Origin of the sequence: Bradyrhizobium sp. RP6 (assembly GCF_003837805.1) — a bacterium.
GTDB lineage: Bacteria > Pseudomonadota > Alphaproteobacteria > Rhizobiales > Xanthobacteraceae > Bradyrhizobium.
Map to the genome: position 1 here is coordinate 123307 of NZ_RQIT01000002.1, position 18031 is coordinate 141337.

Annotated in this window: 18 protein-coding genes; 2 read left to right on the forward strand and 16 right to left on the reverse strand. The window is 64.5% G+C overall.

Annotation, left to right across the window (positions count from 1 at the left end; genetic code table 11):
• Positions 1-3 precede the first annotated feature (3 nt).
• Both fdh3B and EHH60_RS05435 read left to right on the forward strand, forming a co-directional pair.
• Positions 4-600: a formate dehydrogenase FDH3 subunit beta gene (gene fdh3B, locus EHH60_RS05430; RefSeq protein WP_027571966.1), complete on the forward strand. Its 597-nt coding sequence runs from the start codon at positions 4-6 to the stop codon at positions 598-600.
• A gap of 40 nt (positions 601-640) precedes the next feature.
• A complete protein-coding gene (locus EHH60_RS05435) occupies positions 641-1642 on the forward strand; it encodes a formate dehydrogenase subunit gamma (RefSeq protein WP_124158453.1) in 1002 nt (333 codons plus the stop codon).
• A gap of 28 nt (positions 1643-1670) precedes the next feature.
• Here EHH60_RS05435 and EHH60_RS05440 read toward each other — a convergent pair whose 3' ends face one another.
• The 16 genes from EHH60_RS05440 to EHH60_RS05515 form a co-directional block, all read right to left on the reverse strand.
• Positions 1671-1874, reverse strand: coding sequence for a hypothetical protein (locus EHH60_RS05440; protein ID WP_245454399.1), 204 nt, complete (start codon positions 1872-1874; stop codon positions 1671-1673).
• 194 nt (positions 1875-2068) lie between these two features.
• Complete coding sequence (locus EHH60_RS05445; RefSeq protein ID WP_124158455.1) at positions 2069-3127, reverse strand: UDP-glucuronic acid decarboxylase family protein; 1059 nt, start codon at positions 3125-3127, stop codon at positions 2069-2071.
• Positions 3128-3138: 11 nt separating this feature from the next.
• Positions 3139-4263 (reverse strand): CgeB family protein, encoded by a 1125-nt coding sequence (locus EHH60_RS05450; RefSeq protein ID WP_124158456.1) that lies wholly within the window; start codon positions 4261-4263, stop codon positions 3139-3141.
• Entirely contained in the window at positions 4260-5348 is a 1089-nt protein-coding gene (locus EHH60_RS05455; protein WP_124158457.1) for a CgeB family protein, read from the reverse strand. Before EHH60_RS05455 ends, EHH60_RS05450 begins: the two co-directional genes overlap by 4 nt.
• Positions 5345-6478 carry a CgeB family protein gene (locus EHH60_RS05460; protein WP_124158458.1) on the reverse strand — a complete coding sequence of 378 codons (1134 nt, stop codon included), beginning with the start codon at positions 6476-6478 and terminating at the stop codon, positions 5345-5347. The genes EHH60_RS05455 and EHH60_RS05460 overlap by 4 nt, the downstream gene beginning before the upstream one ends.
• Positions 6475-7587 (reverse strand): glycosyltransferase family 4 protein, encoded by a 1113-nt coding sequence (locus EHH60_RS05465; RefSeq protein ID WP_124158459.1) that lies wholly within the window; start codon positions 7585-7587, stop codon positions 6475-6477. Before EHH60_RS05465 ends, EHH60_RS05460 begins: the two co-directional genes overlap by 4 nt.
• On the reverse strand, positions 7584-8870 hold the full coding sequence (locus tag EHH60_RS05470; RefSeq protein WP_124158460.1) for a TIGR04295 family B12-binding domain-containing radical SAM protein: 1287 nt from the start codon (positions 8868-8870) through the stop codon (positions 7584-7586). The genes EHH60_RS05465 and EHH60_RS05470 overlap by 4 nt, the downstream gene beginning before the upstream one ends.
• A complete protein-coding gene (locus EHH60_RS05475) occupies positions 8867-9928 on the reverse strand; it encodes an SDR family NAD(P)-dependent oxidoreductase (RefSeq protein ID WP_124158461.1) in 1062 nt (353 codons plus the stop codon). Before EHH60_RS05475 ends, EHH60_RS05470 begins: the two co-directional genes overlap by 4 nt.
• Positions 9928-11040 (reverse strand): NAD-dependent epimerase/dehydratase family protein, encoded by a 1113-nt coding sequence (locus EHH60_RS05480; protein WP_124158462.1) that lies wholly within the window; start codon positions 11038-11040, stop codon positions 9928-9930. Before EHH60_RS05480 ends, EHH60_RS05475 begins: the two co-directional genes overlap by 1 nt.
• 196 nt (positions 11041-11236) lie before the next feature.
• Positions 11237-12442, reverse strand: coding sequence for a phosphopentomutase (locus EHH60_RS05485; RefSeq protein ID WP_124158463.1), 1206 nt, complete (start codon positions 12440-12442; stop codon positions 11237-11239).
• Positions 12430-13380, reverse strand: a complete 951-nt coding sequence (locus EHH60_RS05490; RefSeq protein ID WP_124158464.1) for a glycoside hydrolase 5 family protein — start codon at positions 13378-13380, stop codon at positions 12430-12432. Before EHH60_RS05490 ends, EHH60_RS05485 begins: the two co-directional genes overlap by 13 nt.
• Positions 13377-14144, reverse strand: coding sequence for a TIGR04290 family methyltransferase (locus EHH60_RS05495; RefSeq protein ID WP_124158465.1), 768 nt, complete (start codon positions 14142-14144; stop codon positions 13377-13379). The genes EHH60_RS05490 and EHH60_RS05495 overlap by 4 nt, the downstream gene beginning before the upstream one ends.
• Positions 14141-14941 (reverse strand): nucleotidyltransferase family protein, encoded by an 801-nt coding sequence (locus EHH60_RS05500; RefSeq protein ID WP_124158466.1) that lies wholly within the window; start codon positions 14939-14941, stop codon positions 14141-14143. The genes EHH60_RS05495 and EHH60_RS05500 overlap by 4 nt, the downstream gene beginning before the upstream one ends.
• Positions 14942-14943: 2 nt before the next feature.
• Entirely contained in the window at positions 14944-16047 is a 1104-nt protein-coding gene (locus tag EHH60_RS05505) for a CgeB family protein (protein WP_124158467.1), read from the reverse strand.
• Positions 16044-16640: a histidine phosphatase family protein gene (locus EHH60_RS05510; RefSeq protein WP_124158468.1), complete on the reverse strand. Its 597-nt coding sequence runs from the start codon at positions 16638-16640 to the stop codon at positions 16044-16046. The genes EHH60_RS05505 and EHH60_RS05510 overlap by 4 nt, the downstream gene beginning before the upstream one ends.
• Positions 16640-17740 (reverse strand): inositol-3-phosphate synthase, encoded by a 1101-nt coding sequence (locus EHH60_RS05515; RefSeq protein ID WP_124158469.1) that lies wholly within the window; start codon positions 17738-17740, stop codon positions 16640-16642. Before EHH60_RS05515 ends, EHH60_RS05510 begins: the two co-directional genes overlap by 1 nt.
• Positions 17741-18031 lie beyond the last annotated feature (291 nt).

Here is an 18031-nt window from a genome sequence, read left to right on the forward strand (position 1 = left end):
CACATGGCTCGGATGAAATTTCTCTGCGACGCTGATCGCTGCATCGAGTGCAACGCCTGCGTCACCGCCTGCAAGAACGAGCATGAGGTGCCTTGGGGCATCAACCGGCGCCGCGTCGTCACCATCAACGACGGCAAGCCGGGCGAGCGCTCTATTTCGATGGCCTGCATGCACTGCACCGACGCGCCCTGTGCGGCGGTGTGCCCGGTGAACTGTTTCTACACCACCGCAGATGCCGTGGTGCTGCACTCCAAGGACCTCTGCATCGGTTGCGGCTATTGCTTCTATGCGTGCCCGTTCGGCGCGCCGCAATATCCGAAGGTCGGGAACTTCGGCTCACGCGGCAAGATGGACAAATGCACCTATTGCGCCGGCGGCCCTGAGGCCGACGGCAGCAAGGAGGAGTACGAGAAATACGGTGCGAACCGGCTGGCCGAGGGAAAGCTGCCGCTATGTGCCGAAATGTGCTCGACCAAGTCGTTGCTTGCGGGCGACGGCGAGATCATTGCGCAGATCTACAAGGAGCGCGTCATGAAGCGCGGCTATGGCTCGGGCGCATGGGGCTGGAAGACCGCATATCGCGAGACAATCGAGTCCTGACGTGGGCAGCCGAAGGGCGCGCAAGACCGGGGAGGACGTGATGACGTCGTTTGGAAGGTCCATTCGTCTGGCGTTGGGCGCCTGGGCGCTGCTTCTCTTGATGACGGTAGTGCCCGCGAGTGCTCAGCAGGTCAACCCGACGGCGAGCGCGGTCAAGGAGCAGCAGCTTCTGCAGGAGCTCAACCGGATTCAGGGCCGCGTCAGCATTCCCGATCAGCGCTCCGGCGTTCTCGAGCAGCCGCAGGGACGGGAATGGCGGGAATTCCGCAACGTGACGCTGCGGTGGATCGGCGGCATTGCCATCCTCGGCATGATCGCAGGCATCGTGATCTTCTATCTGACCGTGGGGATGGTGCGGCTCGAAGCCGGACGGTCGGGCCGCACCATCGTGCGCTTCAACGGATTCGAGCGGTTCGTGCACTGGATGACGGCAAGCTGCTTCATTGTCCTGGCCATTTCCGGGCTGAACATCACGTTCGGTCGACCGTTGCTGTTGCCTTTGATCGGATTCGAGGCTTTCTCGGAATGGTCGCAATGGGCTAAGTACGCTCACAACTATCTGAGCTTCCCGTTCACCATCGGCGTCGTCCTGATCTTCCTGATGTGGATCGGCGGCAATATTCCGAGCAAGGTGGATATCGAATGGGCGAAGCGCGGCGGCGGCCTGATCGGACATGATCATCCGCCGGCCTACCGCTTCAATGGCGGCCAGAAGATGATCTACTGGATCGTCGTGATCGGCGGCGGGCTCGTCGCAGCGTCCGGATATGCGCTGATGTTCCCGTTCTACGGCACGGGAATCGAGGGCATGCAAATGGCCCAGATCGTCCACTCGATCGTGGCGGTCCTGTTCGTCGCGGCGATGATCGCGCACATCTATATCGGCACCATCGGGATGGAAGGTGCGTTCGAGGCCATGGGCTCTGGCGAGGTCGACGTCAACTGGGCTCGCGAGCACCATAGCCTCTGGCTCGACGAGCAGAAGGCGCGGACCGGACCGAACGACGGACAACCGCAACCCGCAACCGCGGCGGCCGAATAGGTCGGATCAGCAAAGCGGGCGCTCCGACCTACTGAGCCGGCTCTTTCGCAAACAGGACGGAGCGGTCCTGCAGATCCTGCTCGGGTAGCCCGTTCGCCTGGCCCGTCTGCATGTCTTGAATGGATGCCATGCCGTGCTGACCGGAATGGAACACTGCATGCGACCTGAACACGTTGCTGGCCGCACCGGCGAGAAGCATGGCTGCAATAAGCGAGAGCATGAGGGGTTTCATGCGTATCTCCGTCTGCCATCTCCACCCGGCACGACGAATACATCCAGATTGTCCGGCCGGATGTGAGCCACTTCACAGCGATCGGTTCCACAAGCGTTGAAACGGAGCCTGTTCTGCAAGCAGCCAGCACTTGCGCCATCAACATGCAAGCCATCCGCTACGCGGGACCTCGCCCCAACGATGTGCCATCACGGTTAATCGGACAGAGTGAGCCTGCCGCGTGCCGGGTGTCGCGTCTTGCGCGGGGCGATGGCCGGCACCAATGCGGGCGACTCCCCCGCGAGGCGGAGCGCAAAATAGGCGATGGTCGCTTGAAGACCGTCTTTTAGGGCCACCCGCGGACGCCATCCCAGAATCTTCTCCGCTGCATCGATCACGGGCTTGCGCCGCTTGGGATCGTCCTTTGGCAGCGCTTCGAAGCGAAGCGGGGAAGCCGATTCGGTGCATGCCAGAACTTCACGAGCGATCGCCTCGATCGTGACCTCGTGCGGATTGCCGAGATTGCATGGACCGGTGACAGAAGCGGGGCTCTCCATCAAGAGCTGAAGCCCCCGCACGAGATCGTCGACGAAGCAGAAGCTGCGGGTTTGCGTGCCTTGGCCGTAGATCGTGATTGGCTCTCCGCGCAAGGCCTGCACGATGAAGTTGGAGACGACGCGCCCGTCATTCTCGAGCATGCGAGGGCCATAGGTGTTGAAGATGCGGGCGACCTTGATCTCGGTCCCCTGCGTGCGCCGGTAGTCGAACATCAGCGTCTCCGCGGCGCGCTTGCCCTCGTCGTAGCAGGCCCGCGGTCCGATCGGGTTGACGTTGCCGAGATAGGATTCCGGCTGCGGATGCACTTCCGGATCGCCGTAGACCTCGCTGGTGGAGGCCTGAAGGATCCGGGCGCGCTTCTGCCGCGCGAGCTCGAGCAGGTTGATCGAGCCGAGCACGCAGGTCTTCATGGTCCCGACCGGATCGGTCTGATAGTGCCGGGGCGACGCCGGGCAGGCGAGGCTGTAGATCCGATCGATATCGCCATCGATCTCGATGGGATCGCGGACGTCATGCTCGACGAAGCGGAAGTTCGGGTGATTGAGCAGCGGCCGGACGTTGTCAGTGCTCCCCGTGAACAAATTGTCGAGGCAAACGACCACATTGCCGCGTTGCAGGAGCGCGTCGCAGAGATGCGATCCGATGAAGCCGGCGCCGCCGGCGACCAGGACCGTCGGCGAGCGGCGGGAGGCGTGGATGCGGGTCTGGAGCGTCATGATATGGCCTTTCAGAGTTGGGCGACCTGCATGGGGCGGGCGAGGGGAAGGGACGCCGTCTTGCGGAGGCGCCGCGCGGATGCCTCGGCGTAGTAGGTCTCCAGCTGCCGGGCGCGATGGTCGGGGGTGTGATCGGCGAGAACTCGCCGCCGTGCGTTGTGAGCGATCGTGCGCCGATGCTCCTCCGGCATGTCGCGCAGGATCTCGACGACTTCGCGCGGGCTGGATGCCAGCAGGATTTCCCGCGACGGCGCGAAAATCGTCTCGATCCCGGGCCATCGGTCCGAGATCACGGGCGTGCCGCAGGCTGCGGCCTCGAACAACCGGACGCTCGGGGAGAAGCCCAGCGCTTTCATGTCTGCGCGGGTGGCGTTCAGGGTGAAGCGTTGCGCGGTATAGAACGTCGGATGCCGTTCCGGCGAGAGGTGCTCGATCCGGGCGACGTTGGCGGGCCAGGCGATATGTTCGGGATATTGCGCGCCGGCGACGACGAACTGCTCCGAGGGCATCGTGCGCGCCGGTGTAAGCAGCAACTCGTCGAGAACCGGCTGCCGGTCATCGCTGTAGGTCCCGAGATAGCCGAGAGCCCATTTCGGCTGCGCCTGCTTCGGTGGGTCAATCTCCGCATTCGCGCTGCAATAAAGGACACGCGCGAGCGGACTGCCGTAGCTCTGCTCGATCATGCCCGGCACCGGTCCGCCGGTGAAGGACAGATAGAGATCGAAGCGCGGGATCATTGTGGCGGAGAGATAGTCGAGGCCCTCTTCGAGCCGCGCCAGTGTGACCGGCGTGTCGATGTCGTAAAATGCCGTGACGCCTCTCGCATGGGTCGTCGTCCATTCGGCAATCGCGATGCCGTCAGGAACGTAGGAGCCGACGATCACCAGATCGACATCGCGGATCAGCTTGCCGAAACGGCGCGGAATATCCTTCAAGGATTGGTAGAGCTCGACAGTCCAGCCAGAGGGCTTGGTCAGGTCACGGTGATCCCGATACCAGGGCACGTCCCGCTCCAGGAACGTGACCCGGTGGCCTCGTCGCGCCAGGGCTTCGATCAGGGCGCGGTAGGTCGTAGCGTGACCATTGCCCCAGGACGAAGTGACCGAAAGTCCGATGACGACGATGGAGAGGTTCATTCTGCTGCCTCGATTCGCGAGCTGCGGGCGACGAAGAGATCGTTGAACTGGCGGGCGCGTTGCCGGTAGGTGTGTTGGCTCAGGATGCGCGTGCGGGCGCGGCGGGCGATCGAGCGGGCCCGCTCTGGATTCAGCGCCGCGAGGTGCCCGGCGATCTCGGCTCCGTCAGCGGCGACCAGAACCTCGCGGCCCGGTTCGAGAAAATGATCGATGCCGGCCCACTGATCGGTGATCAGGCAGGCGCCGGCGCCGATCGCTTCGAACACACGCGTTGGCGGTGAGAAGCCGTAGCGCGCCATGCTGTCGCGATTGACGTTCAGTGTGGCGAGAGCGGAGCCGAAAAACGCGTTGTGATCGGCGGTGCCGACATGGCCGACCTTGCGCAGATTGGCGGGGGCATCCTTGTCGTCCCAGCCGGAGCCGCCGAGCACGAAGGCCTTGCCGGGCAGCCGGCGTGCAACGTCGAGGAAGAAACGCTCGACGCGCTGCTCGCGATCCGGCAGGCGGTTCGCCAGCAGGCTGAGATCGCAGGCGAAGCGCGGATTGGGCGGCGCCGGAAAATGCGTGGCCGGATCGAGCGCATTGTAGATCGGCACGCAATCCCGCGCGCCCATTGACCGATAGGCGGACACGACGCCGTCGCCGCCGCCATAGGTCAGGACCATATCGTAGGACGGGATCGCGCGCCGCAGATGATGCTGTGGATCGCTGTCCATGGTCTCGAGTGTGGCGGGAGCATCGACGTCCCAATAGATCCGGATCAGCCGCGACGGCAGCTCGGCCACTGCGTTCTCCAGCTCCAGATCAAAGACGCCGACGCCGCTGGCCTTGACCAGCATGTCGGCCGATCGTGCCGCTTCAGCGAGCGAGCGGCGCCAGCCGTCCGGGGTCGCGGGATAGACGATCACTCTGGCCCAATCCGGGTCGTCGATGTCCCGATGCGCCTGGCGCGCGAAGGCGTCGGGTTCGTAGAAGGTGACGTCGTGGCCGAGCGACGCAATCTCCTTCAGCATGCCGCGATAATAGGTGGCGGCGCCGTTCCAGTAGGACGAGACGAGGCTGGATCCGAAGAAGCAGATCTTCATGCGACGGCTCCGATATGGTGCTGAGGCTGTGACGGGCGGCCGGACTCGCGGATGTCGGCGACGATGCCGACGAGCTGCTCGGCGCGATGGCGGCAGGTGTGGTGATCCCGGATCGTCTTCAGCCCCGCGTTCACCATCGCGGCAGACATGTCTCGATCCTCGCGCACGGAGCGAAGCGCACGCTTCATCTGCGTGCCGTCGGCGACGCTGAGATAGGCGCCATCGGGGAACATGCCTTCCGCATCCGACCAGGGCGCCGAAACCAGGGGAATGCCGCAGGCCAGCGCCTCGAACACGCGGATGGTCGGAATGCCAGGAAGCAGGCGTACGTAAGGCCCGCGCGGCACATGGATGGTCGTGCGTGCGCCGGCGAACGCGATGGGAGCGCGGTGTGCCGGCAGCCAGCCGCCATAGCGGATGCCTGCGCTCCTGATGGTGCGGAGCGCATCGTCCGAATAGCGCACGCCATAAACGCTCGTGCGGAGATTCAGCTCCGCCGCGGGCTCAACCAGGAATTCGTTGAGCTCGGCGCTGCGCTCGCCGTCCCCCCAATTGCCGATCCAGACCAGATCGTCGGTCCGCTCGACCTGCGGCAGCGGATGATACAGCGCGACATCGGCTGCCTCATGCCAGGTGAAGGCTCGGTCGGCCCAGCCGAGCTTCAAATAGATCTGCCGAAGCACTTCGCCGAAGGCGAGCACGCCGTCGAATCCATCGAGATCGAATTGGGCAAGCTCCTCAGGCGCGCTGACGGCGCGGTGATGAGTGTCGTGGAACAGCAGGGTGAAGCGGGCGCCTTGCGCGCGCCTGCATCCGATCTGCGCGATGAGATCTGGCGAATTCCATTCATGCACGATGACGAGATCGGCGCCGTCCAGCGCCCGCTCGAGATCGAGGCTGGTGTCATAGCGCCGGATGTCGATGCCGGGAAAGAGGGTGGGAATGTCCTCCATCGCATCATGACTGCCGCCTTCGCGGATGGCGTTCAGCCGGCTCCAGCCGTCGATGGGCTCGTACACGACGACCTCGTGCCCGAGCGCCTGGAACTCGCGCGCATAGCCACGCAGGAAATGCGCATTGCCATTGTTCCAGCAGGAGGTGAACGCATGATAGAACAGGACGCATTTCATGCGCGCACCTCGATCTCGCTGGCCGCCGCGCTCGTCCGGCGCGATGCGATCAGGTCCTGGTAGAGACCAAGATAGGCACTCGTCATGCGCGTCAGCGAATAGGTCAGGGATTGCTCATAGGCGGCGCGTTGCAGCCGTGCTCGACCCGTATCATCGGCGCAAAGCTCCGCGAGGGCCCGATGCAGCGCATCGCTATCGGCCGGATCGAAGAACAACGCAGCCCCGCGCCACAACTCGCGGAACGTCGGGATGTCGGAAAGGACAAGAGCGCAACCCGCGGCAGCTGCTTCCAGCACCGAGAGGCCGAACGGTTCATAGAAGGCGGGGCTGACGAAGATCGCCGAGTGCTGCAAGCGCGCGGCCATGGCTTCGTGCGGCAATTCGCCGAGCCAGGTGACACCCGTCGACAGACGTGCATCGATGGGACCGGCCACCTCGACCGGCCAATCCAGCCCGGGCGCGGCGGCGGCAAGAGCTTCGATGTTCTTGGCGCGGTCCCACAGCCGTCCGGCCGCGAAGATCAGATCCTGCTTCCGTCCCGCAGGATCGCGAGGCGCAATTCCGTTCCAGATCACTGCCCCGCGCGATCGCGGCTGGTAGATCGCCGTCATGTCGTCGTAAAAGGCTCTGCTTGGACACACCCAGGCCTGCACCATGTCGAGCGCCGCAGCGACCCGTTCGCTGTAGCGGCGCCATCTCGGCTCGCTGAGCCAGCCCGTATCGTGGCAGGCCAGCGCCCAGGAATTGACGCAGGAATGCGCCACCAGAACCGTCGGGGCGTGCCAGGCAAGGGTTGCTTCGCGAAAGCTATTCAGATGGACGATATCGGGGATCAACGTGGCTTCGAGATTGGAGAGCACGCGCTCTGCCTCGGGCACGTTCCGCCCTTCCGGATCCTGCCATTCGAGTGCCAGATCCGTTTCGATCAGGTGCACCCGGGTGTCACGCAGCATATCGCGCTGATCGACCCGCGCCCGCGGCCCCAGCGTGACGAGCGTGACCTCGGCACCGGACGCCGCAAGATTTGACGCGAGGGCGCAGGAATAGGTCCAGACGCCACCGACCGTGTCGGTCGTCATCATGATCCTGATGTCGGCGCCACGGTTCATGAGGCCACCTGGAGTTCGAGGCTGTCGAGCGGGACCGGGCGATCGTTCTGCACGTCGCTGAACTGGTCGAACATCGCCAGATAGTGCCGGTGCGCGCGCTCCCAGGCGACATCGTCGGGCTCGCCCCAGAGCTTGCGGTAGTCGGGAGAGCCGGGATACGGATAGAGCGGCACCGGATCGTTGGCCCAGACCCCGGCATCCTGCATGGTGCGGCGCCAGCGCTGCACGATGGGATCGTCGTCCTCGGGCACCTCGATCAGATTGGCCTGCACGAAGGGGACGTGGCGGCGGGCTTCGACCAGCCGGTCGGCGAGCTGATCCGTCGTCATCTTGCAGTTCTTGGCGAGCGCGGCGCGCCCTTCCACCGTCAGGCTCTCGATGCCGGCTTCGATCGAGACGCAGCCGGCGCGCCCGAGCAGGGCGAGCATGTCGGGTTTCCATAGATCGATCCGCGTCTGCACGCCGAGCTTCAGCCCGCGGGTCGTCAATCCTTCCAGCAGTTCGCGATTGGGAAGAAAGATCTCGTCGATGAAGTAGACATATTCGATGCCGTGGTCGCGCAGGCGATCGATCTCGTCGAGAATGACGGCTGGGGGCCGCTTGCGATAGGCGTTGCGGAAATTCTCCTTGGCGCAGAACGTGCAGTTGTAGGGGCAGCCGCGCGAGGCCTCCACCTCGGCGCCCGGCGCCGCGGGCTCGGCCTCGAAGCGGTGATGATGATGATGGTGGCGCCGGATCATTTCGTCCGGCCAATCGAGCGCTGGCTGATTGCTGAACGCGACCGCCTGTGGGCCGCCATTGACCCGGAGCGAAGCGCCGTCCACGAAGCACAGGCCCGGAAAATCCCGCTCGCCATTGGCGAGCCGCAGCAGGGACGCCTCGCACTCGCCCATCACGACGATGTCGACGCCGAGCTTCTTCAAGGCCGTCTTCGGCGTGGTCGAGCCATGTGGGCCTACCGCAATCAGGGTTGGCGCAAGGTCGCGTACGACGCGCGCGAGCTGCTGCGGCACCCGAAGCTCCGGCGGTGCGCAGCGCCAGAACAGGTATGTCGGCGCCGTCGTGAAGACGATCTGATCGGGACCAAAGGCGCGCAGTTCGGCCTCGATCTCGCGCAGCGACAGATCGAACATGTGCGCATCGAGCAGCAGCGTCTTGTGCCCGGCCGCTTTCAGATAGTGCTCGGAGATGCCGAGCTCGATCGGAAGGTGAGGGGAGCGGCAGCCGAAATAGATGCTTCCGGTAAAATCCCAGTTCGGGTTGACGAGGGCGATCCGCGTCATGCCAGGGCCTCGCTTCTGCCGAGTGATCCGAAGCGGCTGTCGAGCCAAGTGTGGAGCGAGCGCAGTCCGTCGGCGAGGGACATTTGCGGCGTCCAGCCGAGCGCGGTGGCCAGCGCGCGGGTGTCCGTCACGTACCAGGGCTGATCGCCCGGTCGCCAATCGGCAAAGCGATAGGCAACATTGCGGCCCGTCAGATCGGCGATGCGGTCGATCAGCTCGAGCAGGCTGACCGCATTGGCCGGACCGCCGCCGAGATTGAAGACGCGTCCTCGGGCGAGAGCGATGTGGTCGAGTGCGGAGAGCCAGGCGCTCACCGCGTCCGACACGTGCAGCGCGTCGCGGACCTGCTTGCCGTCGCCGTAGATCGTCAGCGCCTTGCCGCGGATGGCGCTGAGCAGGAAGTGCGCGATCCAGCCCTGGTCCTCGGTGCCGAATTGCCGAGGCCCGTAGATGCAGCTCATCCGCATCACCACGGTCTGCAGCCCAAACACCCTTGCATAGTCATGGACGTATTGATCGGCCGTGCCCTTGGAGCATCCATAGGGGCTGTAGAAATCCAACGGTGCGTTCTCCGAAACGCCGCCGGCGAGCAGATCGCTGACCGGCGTGTAGCGTCGGCCAGAGAGTGCGATCTCGCTGTCCTCGATCAGGCGCCCATAGACCTTGTTGGTCGAGGCGAAGATCACCGGCGCCGCGTTATTGTGCAGGCGAACGGCTTCGAGCACGTTCAGCGTGCCGCGCGCGTTGATCTCGAAATCGGCCGAGGGATCGCTGACGCTGTCGGTGACGGCGACCTGGGCTGCGAGGTGCAGCACGGCGCGCGCCTCGCGCACGGCGTCGATCACCGGAATCGGGTCGCGGATATCAGCCACCGTGATCGTGACGCGGTCGCCGTGCCGGGATTTCAGCCATTGTGCGTTCTCGCGTACGCCGGCGCGGGCGAGATTGTCCAGCACCAGAACGCGATCGCCCCGCTCGGCGAGGCGGTCGGCGAGATTGCAGCCGATGAAACCGCAGCCGCCGGTGACCAGGACGTGTCTGTTGTCTCGTTCGCTCATCACGCGACCAGCCCTCGTTGCAGCAGCTCCCGGGTAGCCCGCTCCGCCTGATCATCGGCGATCTGGTCGGCGAGGTACTCGGCGAGCCCTTCGAGACCATCCTTGAACGCGACATGCGGCTCGAAGCCGAGCAGGTCGCGTGATTTGCCGATGTCGGCGAAACAGTGCCGGATGTCGCCGGCGCGGTATTTCCGCGTGATCTCGGGGACGATCTCGCGCCGCCCCATCACCTCGGCCAGATCCTCGGCCACCGAGAGAATGGTGCGGCTCCGACCCGAGCCGACGTTGAAGACGTCCTGGCTGTGGTCGGATTCGAGCGCCATGCGGCAGGCGCGGGCGACATCGTGCACGTGGACGAAGTCGCGCCGCTGCAGGCCGTCTTCGAAGACGAGCGGCGGCCGGCCGTTGAGCAGCCGTGCAGCGAAGATGGCCAGCACGCCGGTATAGGGATTGGACAGCGCCTGGCGCGGACCGAACACGTTGAAGAAGCGCAAGCCGACGGTCGGAATGCCGTACGCCTTGCCTGTGATCAGGCACATGCGCTCCTGGGCATACTTGTTCAGCGCGTAGATCGAGCTCAGCGACGGCTGCTTCGTTTCGGGGGTGGGCACGGGATCGAGCGGATGGCCCGCGGTATCCCGCAACTCCCACTCGCCTTTGCGGAGCTGCTCGACCGGCCGTTCGTCGCACGCGACGACGCTCCCGCCGCGCTCGCGATAGAGGCCCTCGCCGTAGATGCTCATCGAGGATGCCACCACCAGCCGCGCGACCGGGCGCTGGGCCAGCGCCTGGAGCAGCACGGCGGTGCCAAGCTCGTTCGTTCTGACATAGGGCTCGATGTCGTACATGCTCTGGCCGACGCCGACGGCGGAGGCGAGATGCAGGACCATGTCGGCGCCGTGCAAGGCCTGCTCGACGGCGAGTGCATCGTTGACATCGCCGACGACGAGTTCCGCGTCGTCGGCGAGATAGGCAGGCCGCTGACGGTTGCCGCCGTGGACCTGTGGCGAGAGATTGTCGAGAAGGCGGACGTCGTACCCGGCCGCAAGCAGTACGTCAGCCGTATGCGAGCCGATGAATCCCGCGCCTCCAGTAATCAATACTCGCGTCATTCATCGCTCCGCGCCGCATGGGACCGATCCGTTCGGATCGATCGATGATGAGAGTTGAAGCGCGCTTTGGCTTGGTCGGGCGACCGGCGCGCCAGTCACGTCTGGGAGTTAGAAGCGGTGCAAGGAATGTTCGTTCCTGCGAAACGTACAAACGAAAAGTTCTTTAACCTGGATCAATAACCCAGGTGAATCGCGCCTAGAAATGCGCGCCATGAAGCGGCGCCGGCAGATGGAGATGTCTTGCTACGGTTGCACCGATATCGGCGAACCCGGCGCGACGGCCAACTGGAGACCTTGATTGCGCGGTCCACGTCAGGATCGGGACCTGCTCGCGCGTGTGATCGGTGCCGCTCCAGGTCGGATCGCAGCCATGATCGGCGGTGATGATCAGGAGATCGTCGCCTCGCAGGCGGCTCAGCAGTTCGGGAAGGCGGGCGTCGAAAGCTTCGAGCCCCGCTGCGTAGCCCGCGACGTCGCGACGGTGGCCGAAGAGCGTGTCGAAATCGATGAAGTTTGCGAACAACAGCCCGCCCTCTGCAAGGCTTGCGAGCCCGTCGAGCGTGGCATCGAAAAGTGCCGCATTGCCGTCGCCACGCAGGTTTCGCCCGGTGCTGCGATGGGCGAAGATGTCGTCGATCTTCCCGATCGTGACGATGTCGCGGCCGGAGATGTCCGCAAGGTCGAGGATGGTTCGTTCGGGCGGAGGAACGGAGAAGTCGCGCCGGTGCGAGGTGCGCTTGAAGTTGTGCGCGTTTGATCCGACGAACGGACGCGCGATGACGCGCCCGATGTTCAAGGGATCGACCAGCCGCCTCGCAATCGTACAGACGTCGTAGAGTCGCTCGAGCCCAAACGTCTCTTCGTGAGCCGCGATCTGGAACACGCTGTCGGCCGAAGTGTAGCAGATCGGCTCGGCGCTTCGGATGTGGCGCTCGCCGAATTCGGCGATGATCTCGGTGCCGGAAGCGTGGCAATTGCCGAGGATGCCGGGCAATCCGGCCTGTTCGCACAGCGTCTCCACGAGATCGCGAGGGAAGCAAGGTTGGATCTTTGGAAAATAGCCCCAGTCGAACGTGACAGGCACGCCCGCAATCTCCCAATGACCCGACGGCGTGTCCTTGCCCCTGGATATCTCGCTGGCGCATCCATACTGCGCATGTTGAACCCGACCGTCGAGCCCGGGCGGGACGCGGCCGGTAGCAAGACGGCAGGCCTCGCCCAGGCCCAGCGCCACGAGATTGGGAAGCTGCAGCGGCCCCTCCCGCTGCGGGCTGTTGGCGTGCCCGGCCGAACACGCATCGGCGATGTGGCCGACGGTATCGGCACCTGCGTCGCCATAGTTGGCAGCGTCGGGCGCCGCGCCGATTCCGACGGAATCCATCACCAGGATCAGGGCACGCATGTCGGCTCCCTGATCGGCGGGGAGGCGCCAATGGAATCGGCGACACCGGTCTTCGTGCAATAGCGCTCGATCATCTGCGCGCAGAAATCGGCGAACTCGTTCACGTCGTGCGGCGGACTGGTGTGATGCGGTTCGAGACCGCGGTGTTCCGGCGTGAAGCAGAACGTCACGGTGACATCGAACTCGGCCAGCGCATCCATCTGGCGATCGAACCAGTCCAGTGCGTTGGGGCGGAAGCTGTCGGCCCATGACAGGCCGGTCCGCAGGTGCTTCACGCCGAACCGTCGCATCCAGCGCACGGCGTCATCGAGACGATGGTCCTCGAAATGAAACCACTGGCAGAGACCCATGTCGGCGGCATATTGGCCGAACAGCTCCGCCGCGGCTTTCGGCGCTCCATCCTCGCGCAGCAGGCCCATGTGAAAATGCCGGTAGTAGGAGGACCCTTCCGCCTCCTTGTGCCGCGTGGTCGCCTCCCAGCTTGAGGGAAGATCGTAGAGGCTGTACCAGTGGATGCGCGGCGCGCGGCCGATCAGAAGCTCGGCGGTGCGCGACAGGCCCCAGGCCTGCACCTCCTCGGCGCCGAACGAGGAGACTCCGACCTCGGTCACCCAGACCGGGAGCGAGGTGACGGCCTTGATTTCATCGATCTTGGCCGGCCATTCTCCGATCTGCCATAGATTCCAGTCGAGCGGAAAGCCGTGGACTGCGACAGCGTCGACGTGATCGAGCACGCCGCGCGCCTGCATGTTGCGCATGAAGGAGGGATCGATGGGGGAGATACCGCCGAGCACACGCGGCAAGGTCGGATGCGCGCTGCGGATGGTCTTGGCGGCCGCGAGCGCGAGACCTGCGAACATTGCCCAGTCCGGGTCGATCAGGAGGTCCCAATGCGACTTGTTGTTGGGCTCGTTCCAGATCTTGGCAGCCTCGATCATCGGCCCACCTCCCGTGACGGATAGACCGGCCCGTCAGCCTGCGGCCGCCCCGTGCGCTTGCACAGATAGACTTCATCCTCCGGATGGGCCGCGATGGCAAAACCCGCGCTGCGCAGCATGGCCTCGACGCAGGCGCGATTGGGTACCCACCAATTGGTGGGGTCGTCGGCATATTTGTGCTCGATGAAGTGCAGCTTCGGGTAGCCCGATGCATCGAACTGGTCGGTGGTCCAGAAATCGTAGTTCTTCTCGATGGGGTCGACGCGGCTGTCGCCGCGCTGCATCGACTGGAACAGCAGGAGATCGCCGGCCACGTGCTCATGGATCAGGTCGAGCGCGAGCAGCGGATGCCGCAGGTGGTAGAGCACGCCCATGAAGATCACGAGGTCGAACTTCTCGCGGAGCTGCCCGACATCGTAGGCCGACATCTTGCGGAACTCGATTCTGAGCCCATTCACCTCGGCCGCGAAGCGGGCCTGGGCCAGATACTCTTCGTCGGTGTCGAGACCGAGCACGCGTTCGGCACCACGCCGCTTCATCTCCATGGCGTAGAAGCCGGCATTGCAGCCGATGTCGAGCACGGTCTTGCCTTCGAGTCGATCCGGGATGATCCCGGAGAAGCGCTGCCACTTCACATTGGGATAGTCGCCGAGAAAGTGCGACGGCGCGGTCGGCACGCCCTTCAGGTTGAGATTGTGAAACCACGGCCCCAGGGCATCGACACGCTGGCGGATTTCCTCGCGGGAGAGGACACCTCTGGTCATGCAATCGCTCCGTGGTTCACTGTGACCGGGCGAGCGCCGTCCGATGACGCGCGGGTCCGCAACTTCGAACGGCCCTCGGCGCTATCAGCGAGCAGGGCCATCGCGGTGCGATAGCCGTCGATGGTGCCGACATCGACGTAGGATTCGCCGGCCTTGATGCCGATGCCGCGGCCACCGGCCGAAAGATACGCGTTGACCAAGGTCCCGAAATATTCATCCCGGCGTTCGCGTGCGTTCCAAAGCGACTGGAGCTCGCGGAAGCCGCGCGCCGACATTTTGAATGCGCCCCAGATCCAGCGCGAGGCTGCATCCGGCTGCTTGACCTGGATCTCCGTCACGTGCTCGCCATCGAGCACCACCGCATCGAAGAATTCGGGGTGCTCGACCGGGAATAGCAGGAACGAGAGGTCCGCATCCGGCAGGGATTGCAGGGCCGCCTTGGGAAACCACACGGTATCGGGTAGGCCGACGATGACATCCTCGTGCTGCCCGACGACTGTGCTTGCCCTGAACACGGCGTCGCACAGTCCCGCTGCATCGGGTTGCACGACATAGGCGAGCTCGGCGGTGCCATAATGGTCGCCGAAATATTCGAGGATGTCGGATTTGCCCGGCGAGATCACGAAGCAGATCTTGTCGGCACCGCCGAGGATGAGGCGCTCCAGGAGATATTCGGAGACGGCGCAGGGGCGGTCTATACCGTCGTCACGCCGGCTGCCGACCGGCAACAATTCCTTGGAGAAGGCGAGCGGCTGGATACGGCTGCCGCGGCCCGCGGCCGGAACGATGCCCCACATGATCAGGCCTCCTCGGGTTGTTGCCGGCTCACGCGGCGCGATGCGATCTGCTCGAGCAGTACGACCAGTTCGCGCGCACGCTTGTCGGACGTATGCTGATCCATGGTGCGCTCATAGGCGCACTGGGCCATACGCCGGAGCTCGGCATCGGGCATCGCGAGCGCGGCGAGCGCGTCTTGCTCCTCGCGTGCGATCAGGATCTCCTCTCCGGGCGCGAAGAAGTCCGCAATTCCGGGCCAGTCGTCACTCAGCAGCGGGACGCCGCAGGCCGCCGCCTCGAACAGCCGGCCGGACGGGCACCAGCCCATGTCCGCCATGGCCCGGCGCGTGACATTGAGCGTCAGCCGCGATGAGGCAAAGAACGCTGCGTGCTCAGGCGGCGGCAGGTGCCGCACAAAATAGATGTTTGGCGACCATGGAAATGTCTCGGGATACTGCGCCCCACCGATCAGGAAGCGGAGATCATTGCGCGCCCGCGCGGGCGCGACGAAAAGCGTCTCGAGCGTGCGCTGGCGGTCCTCGGAGTAGGTGCCGAGATAGGACAGGTCGGCGCGATAATGCGGCTGGGGCGCGACCGGCCGATGGATGTCGGTGTCGACATGGCCATAGAGCGGCCGGGTATCGCGCGCGCCGAGCCTGTCGCGGAACTCATCCGCGATGCGAGGTCCGCCGGTAAAACTGAGCACCAGCTCGAAATCGCGCAGGCCGCGCGGGCCGATATAGGGAACGGCTTCGCCGGCCAGGAGCCTTGCGAGCGTGATCGGAGTGTCAAGGTCGTAGAACACGGGAACAGCGCGACCTTCCGAGAGGATCAGGTCGGTCGCCGCAATCGCGTCGGGGCAATAGGAGGTCACAATTGCAACGTCGGCATCACGGATGTCAGCGCCTGCAGCCTGACGCACATCGTTCCAGTCCGAGAACAGCCGGAGCTTGCCGCCGGGCAGTTCGTGGAGATCCCGGGCGCCGGCATAGTAGGGAACGTCGCGCTCGAAGAAGACGACACTGTGTCCCGACCGTGCGAGATGCTTGCACAGGCCGCGCCACAAGGTGGCGTGCCCGTTGCCCCAGGATGAGGAGATTGTCAGGCCGAAGATGACGATCTTCACGCCGGCACCCGCTGGTTGATCCCGGTGATCTTCATGCCGCGGCTGTCGGCGCGGAGCGTGCTGACGCTCGCAGGATCGATCTCGATCGAGAGAAACTCGTCGAGCGGCATGCGCGAATAGTGCAGCAGCGCGGCGCGGATCGGCTCGGCGTGGCTGACGGCGACGACGGTGCCGAGATTGCGATCACCACGCAGTTGCTCCAGATGGGCAACGATGCGATTTTGAAGCGACCGCATGCTCTCGCCGCCGGGCGGTCGGCTCGCGCCGCGTCGCCCATTCCAGCGCGACCATCGTGGATCCGGTGCGAGATCGTCAAACGATCGTCCGGTCCATTCGCCATAGTCGAGCTCGTCGAGGGCGGGGACGATCTCGACCGGCAGTCTGAAATGCGCTGCGAGAATGCAGGCCGACTGTATGCTCCGCCGCTGCGGGCTGGATTGAATGAGAGTTGGCCGGCGCGCGACGGTCTCGGCACAGCGAGCCATTTCCGCGCAACCGAGATCGTCAAGCTCGACGCCCTTCATCCGGCCGCACAGAATGCGACCGAGCAGGGCATGATGACCATGCCGGACGAGATGAATGATCCTGGCCATCACGCATGCGCCTTGTCGTCGATGAAGGCCCGCGTCCGCCGTCCGGCCTCCTCATCAGTGAACTGCTGCGGCGGTGACTTCATGAAATAGCTGGAGGGGCCGGTCAGCGCTCCGCCCTGGCCACGGTCCATCGCGAGCTTGGCGCAGCGGACCGCGTCGATCACGACGCCCGCCGAGTTCGGGGAATCCCAGACCTCGAGCTTGACCTCGGCGCTCAAGGGCACGCCGCCGAACGTCGTTCCCTCCAGGCGGATGAAGGCGAGCTTGCGGTCGGTGAGCCACGGCACGTGATCGCTCGGCCCGACGTGGATGTTGTCGGGGTCCATCGGGACGTCAAACTGACTGGTCACGGCCTGGGTCTTGGAAATCTTCTTGGAGGCCAGCCGTTCCCGTTCGAGCATGTTCTTGAAATCGGTGTTGCCGCCGACATTGAGCTGGTAGGTGCGATCGAGCCGCACCCCGCGATCGCGGAACAGGTTGGCGAGCACGCGATGCAGGATGGTGGCGCCGACCTGACTCTTGATATCATCCCCTACGATCGGCAGGCCGGCCTCCTCGAAGCGGCGCCGCCACTCCGGGTTGGAGGCAATGAAGACGGGAATGCAATTGACGTAGCCGCAGCCCGCTTCGATGGCGCGCGCCGCGTACCATTCGCTGGCCTGCTGCGAGCCCACCGGCAGATACGACACCAGAACGTCCGTGCGTGACATTGCCAGCACCTCGGAAACATCGGCCTCAGGAACGTCGGCAACCGGAACATCCTCCGTGAGATAGTGCCCGATGCCGTCCATCACCGGTCCGCGCTGCACGATGATTCCGGTGGGCGCGACGTCGGAGAAGCGGTGCGTGTTGTTTGGCTTTGCGAAGATCGCCTCGGCGACATCGCGCCCGACCTTGCTGGCATTGACGTCGAAGGCGGATGCGATCTGGATGTCGCTGATATGGTAGCCGCCGAGATCGGCGTTCATCAGTCCCGGGACCGGCTCGTTGGACTTGGCATTCCGGTAATAGGTGAGGCCCTGGACGAAGGAGCTCGCGCAATTGCCGACGCCGACGAGTCCGACGCGCACGCGGCGCCTGTCTTGAAGACGAGAATGCATGGAATGAGGCCCTCCGGGAAACACGCGGCGTCGGTAAGTACGTCGGCGAACGTGCGGAGGGTATGTTCGTTCCTGGGAAGGAATGCGAGCGTCGCGTCGCGAGCGATTTCGAGCCGAAAAAATGCGAGCAGTTTAACCTGGGATAGAATCCCAAGCCGTGCCCAGGGAACGAAGAGCCTTCATGATGAAGATGAAGAAGATGATGCTGGGCGTACGAGTGCGCTTGGAGCTCGAAAGAACAAATCCGGCCGGGGCGCGTTTGTTGGCCAATGGGCGGCGTGACGGGGATGC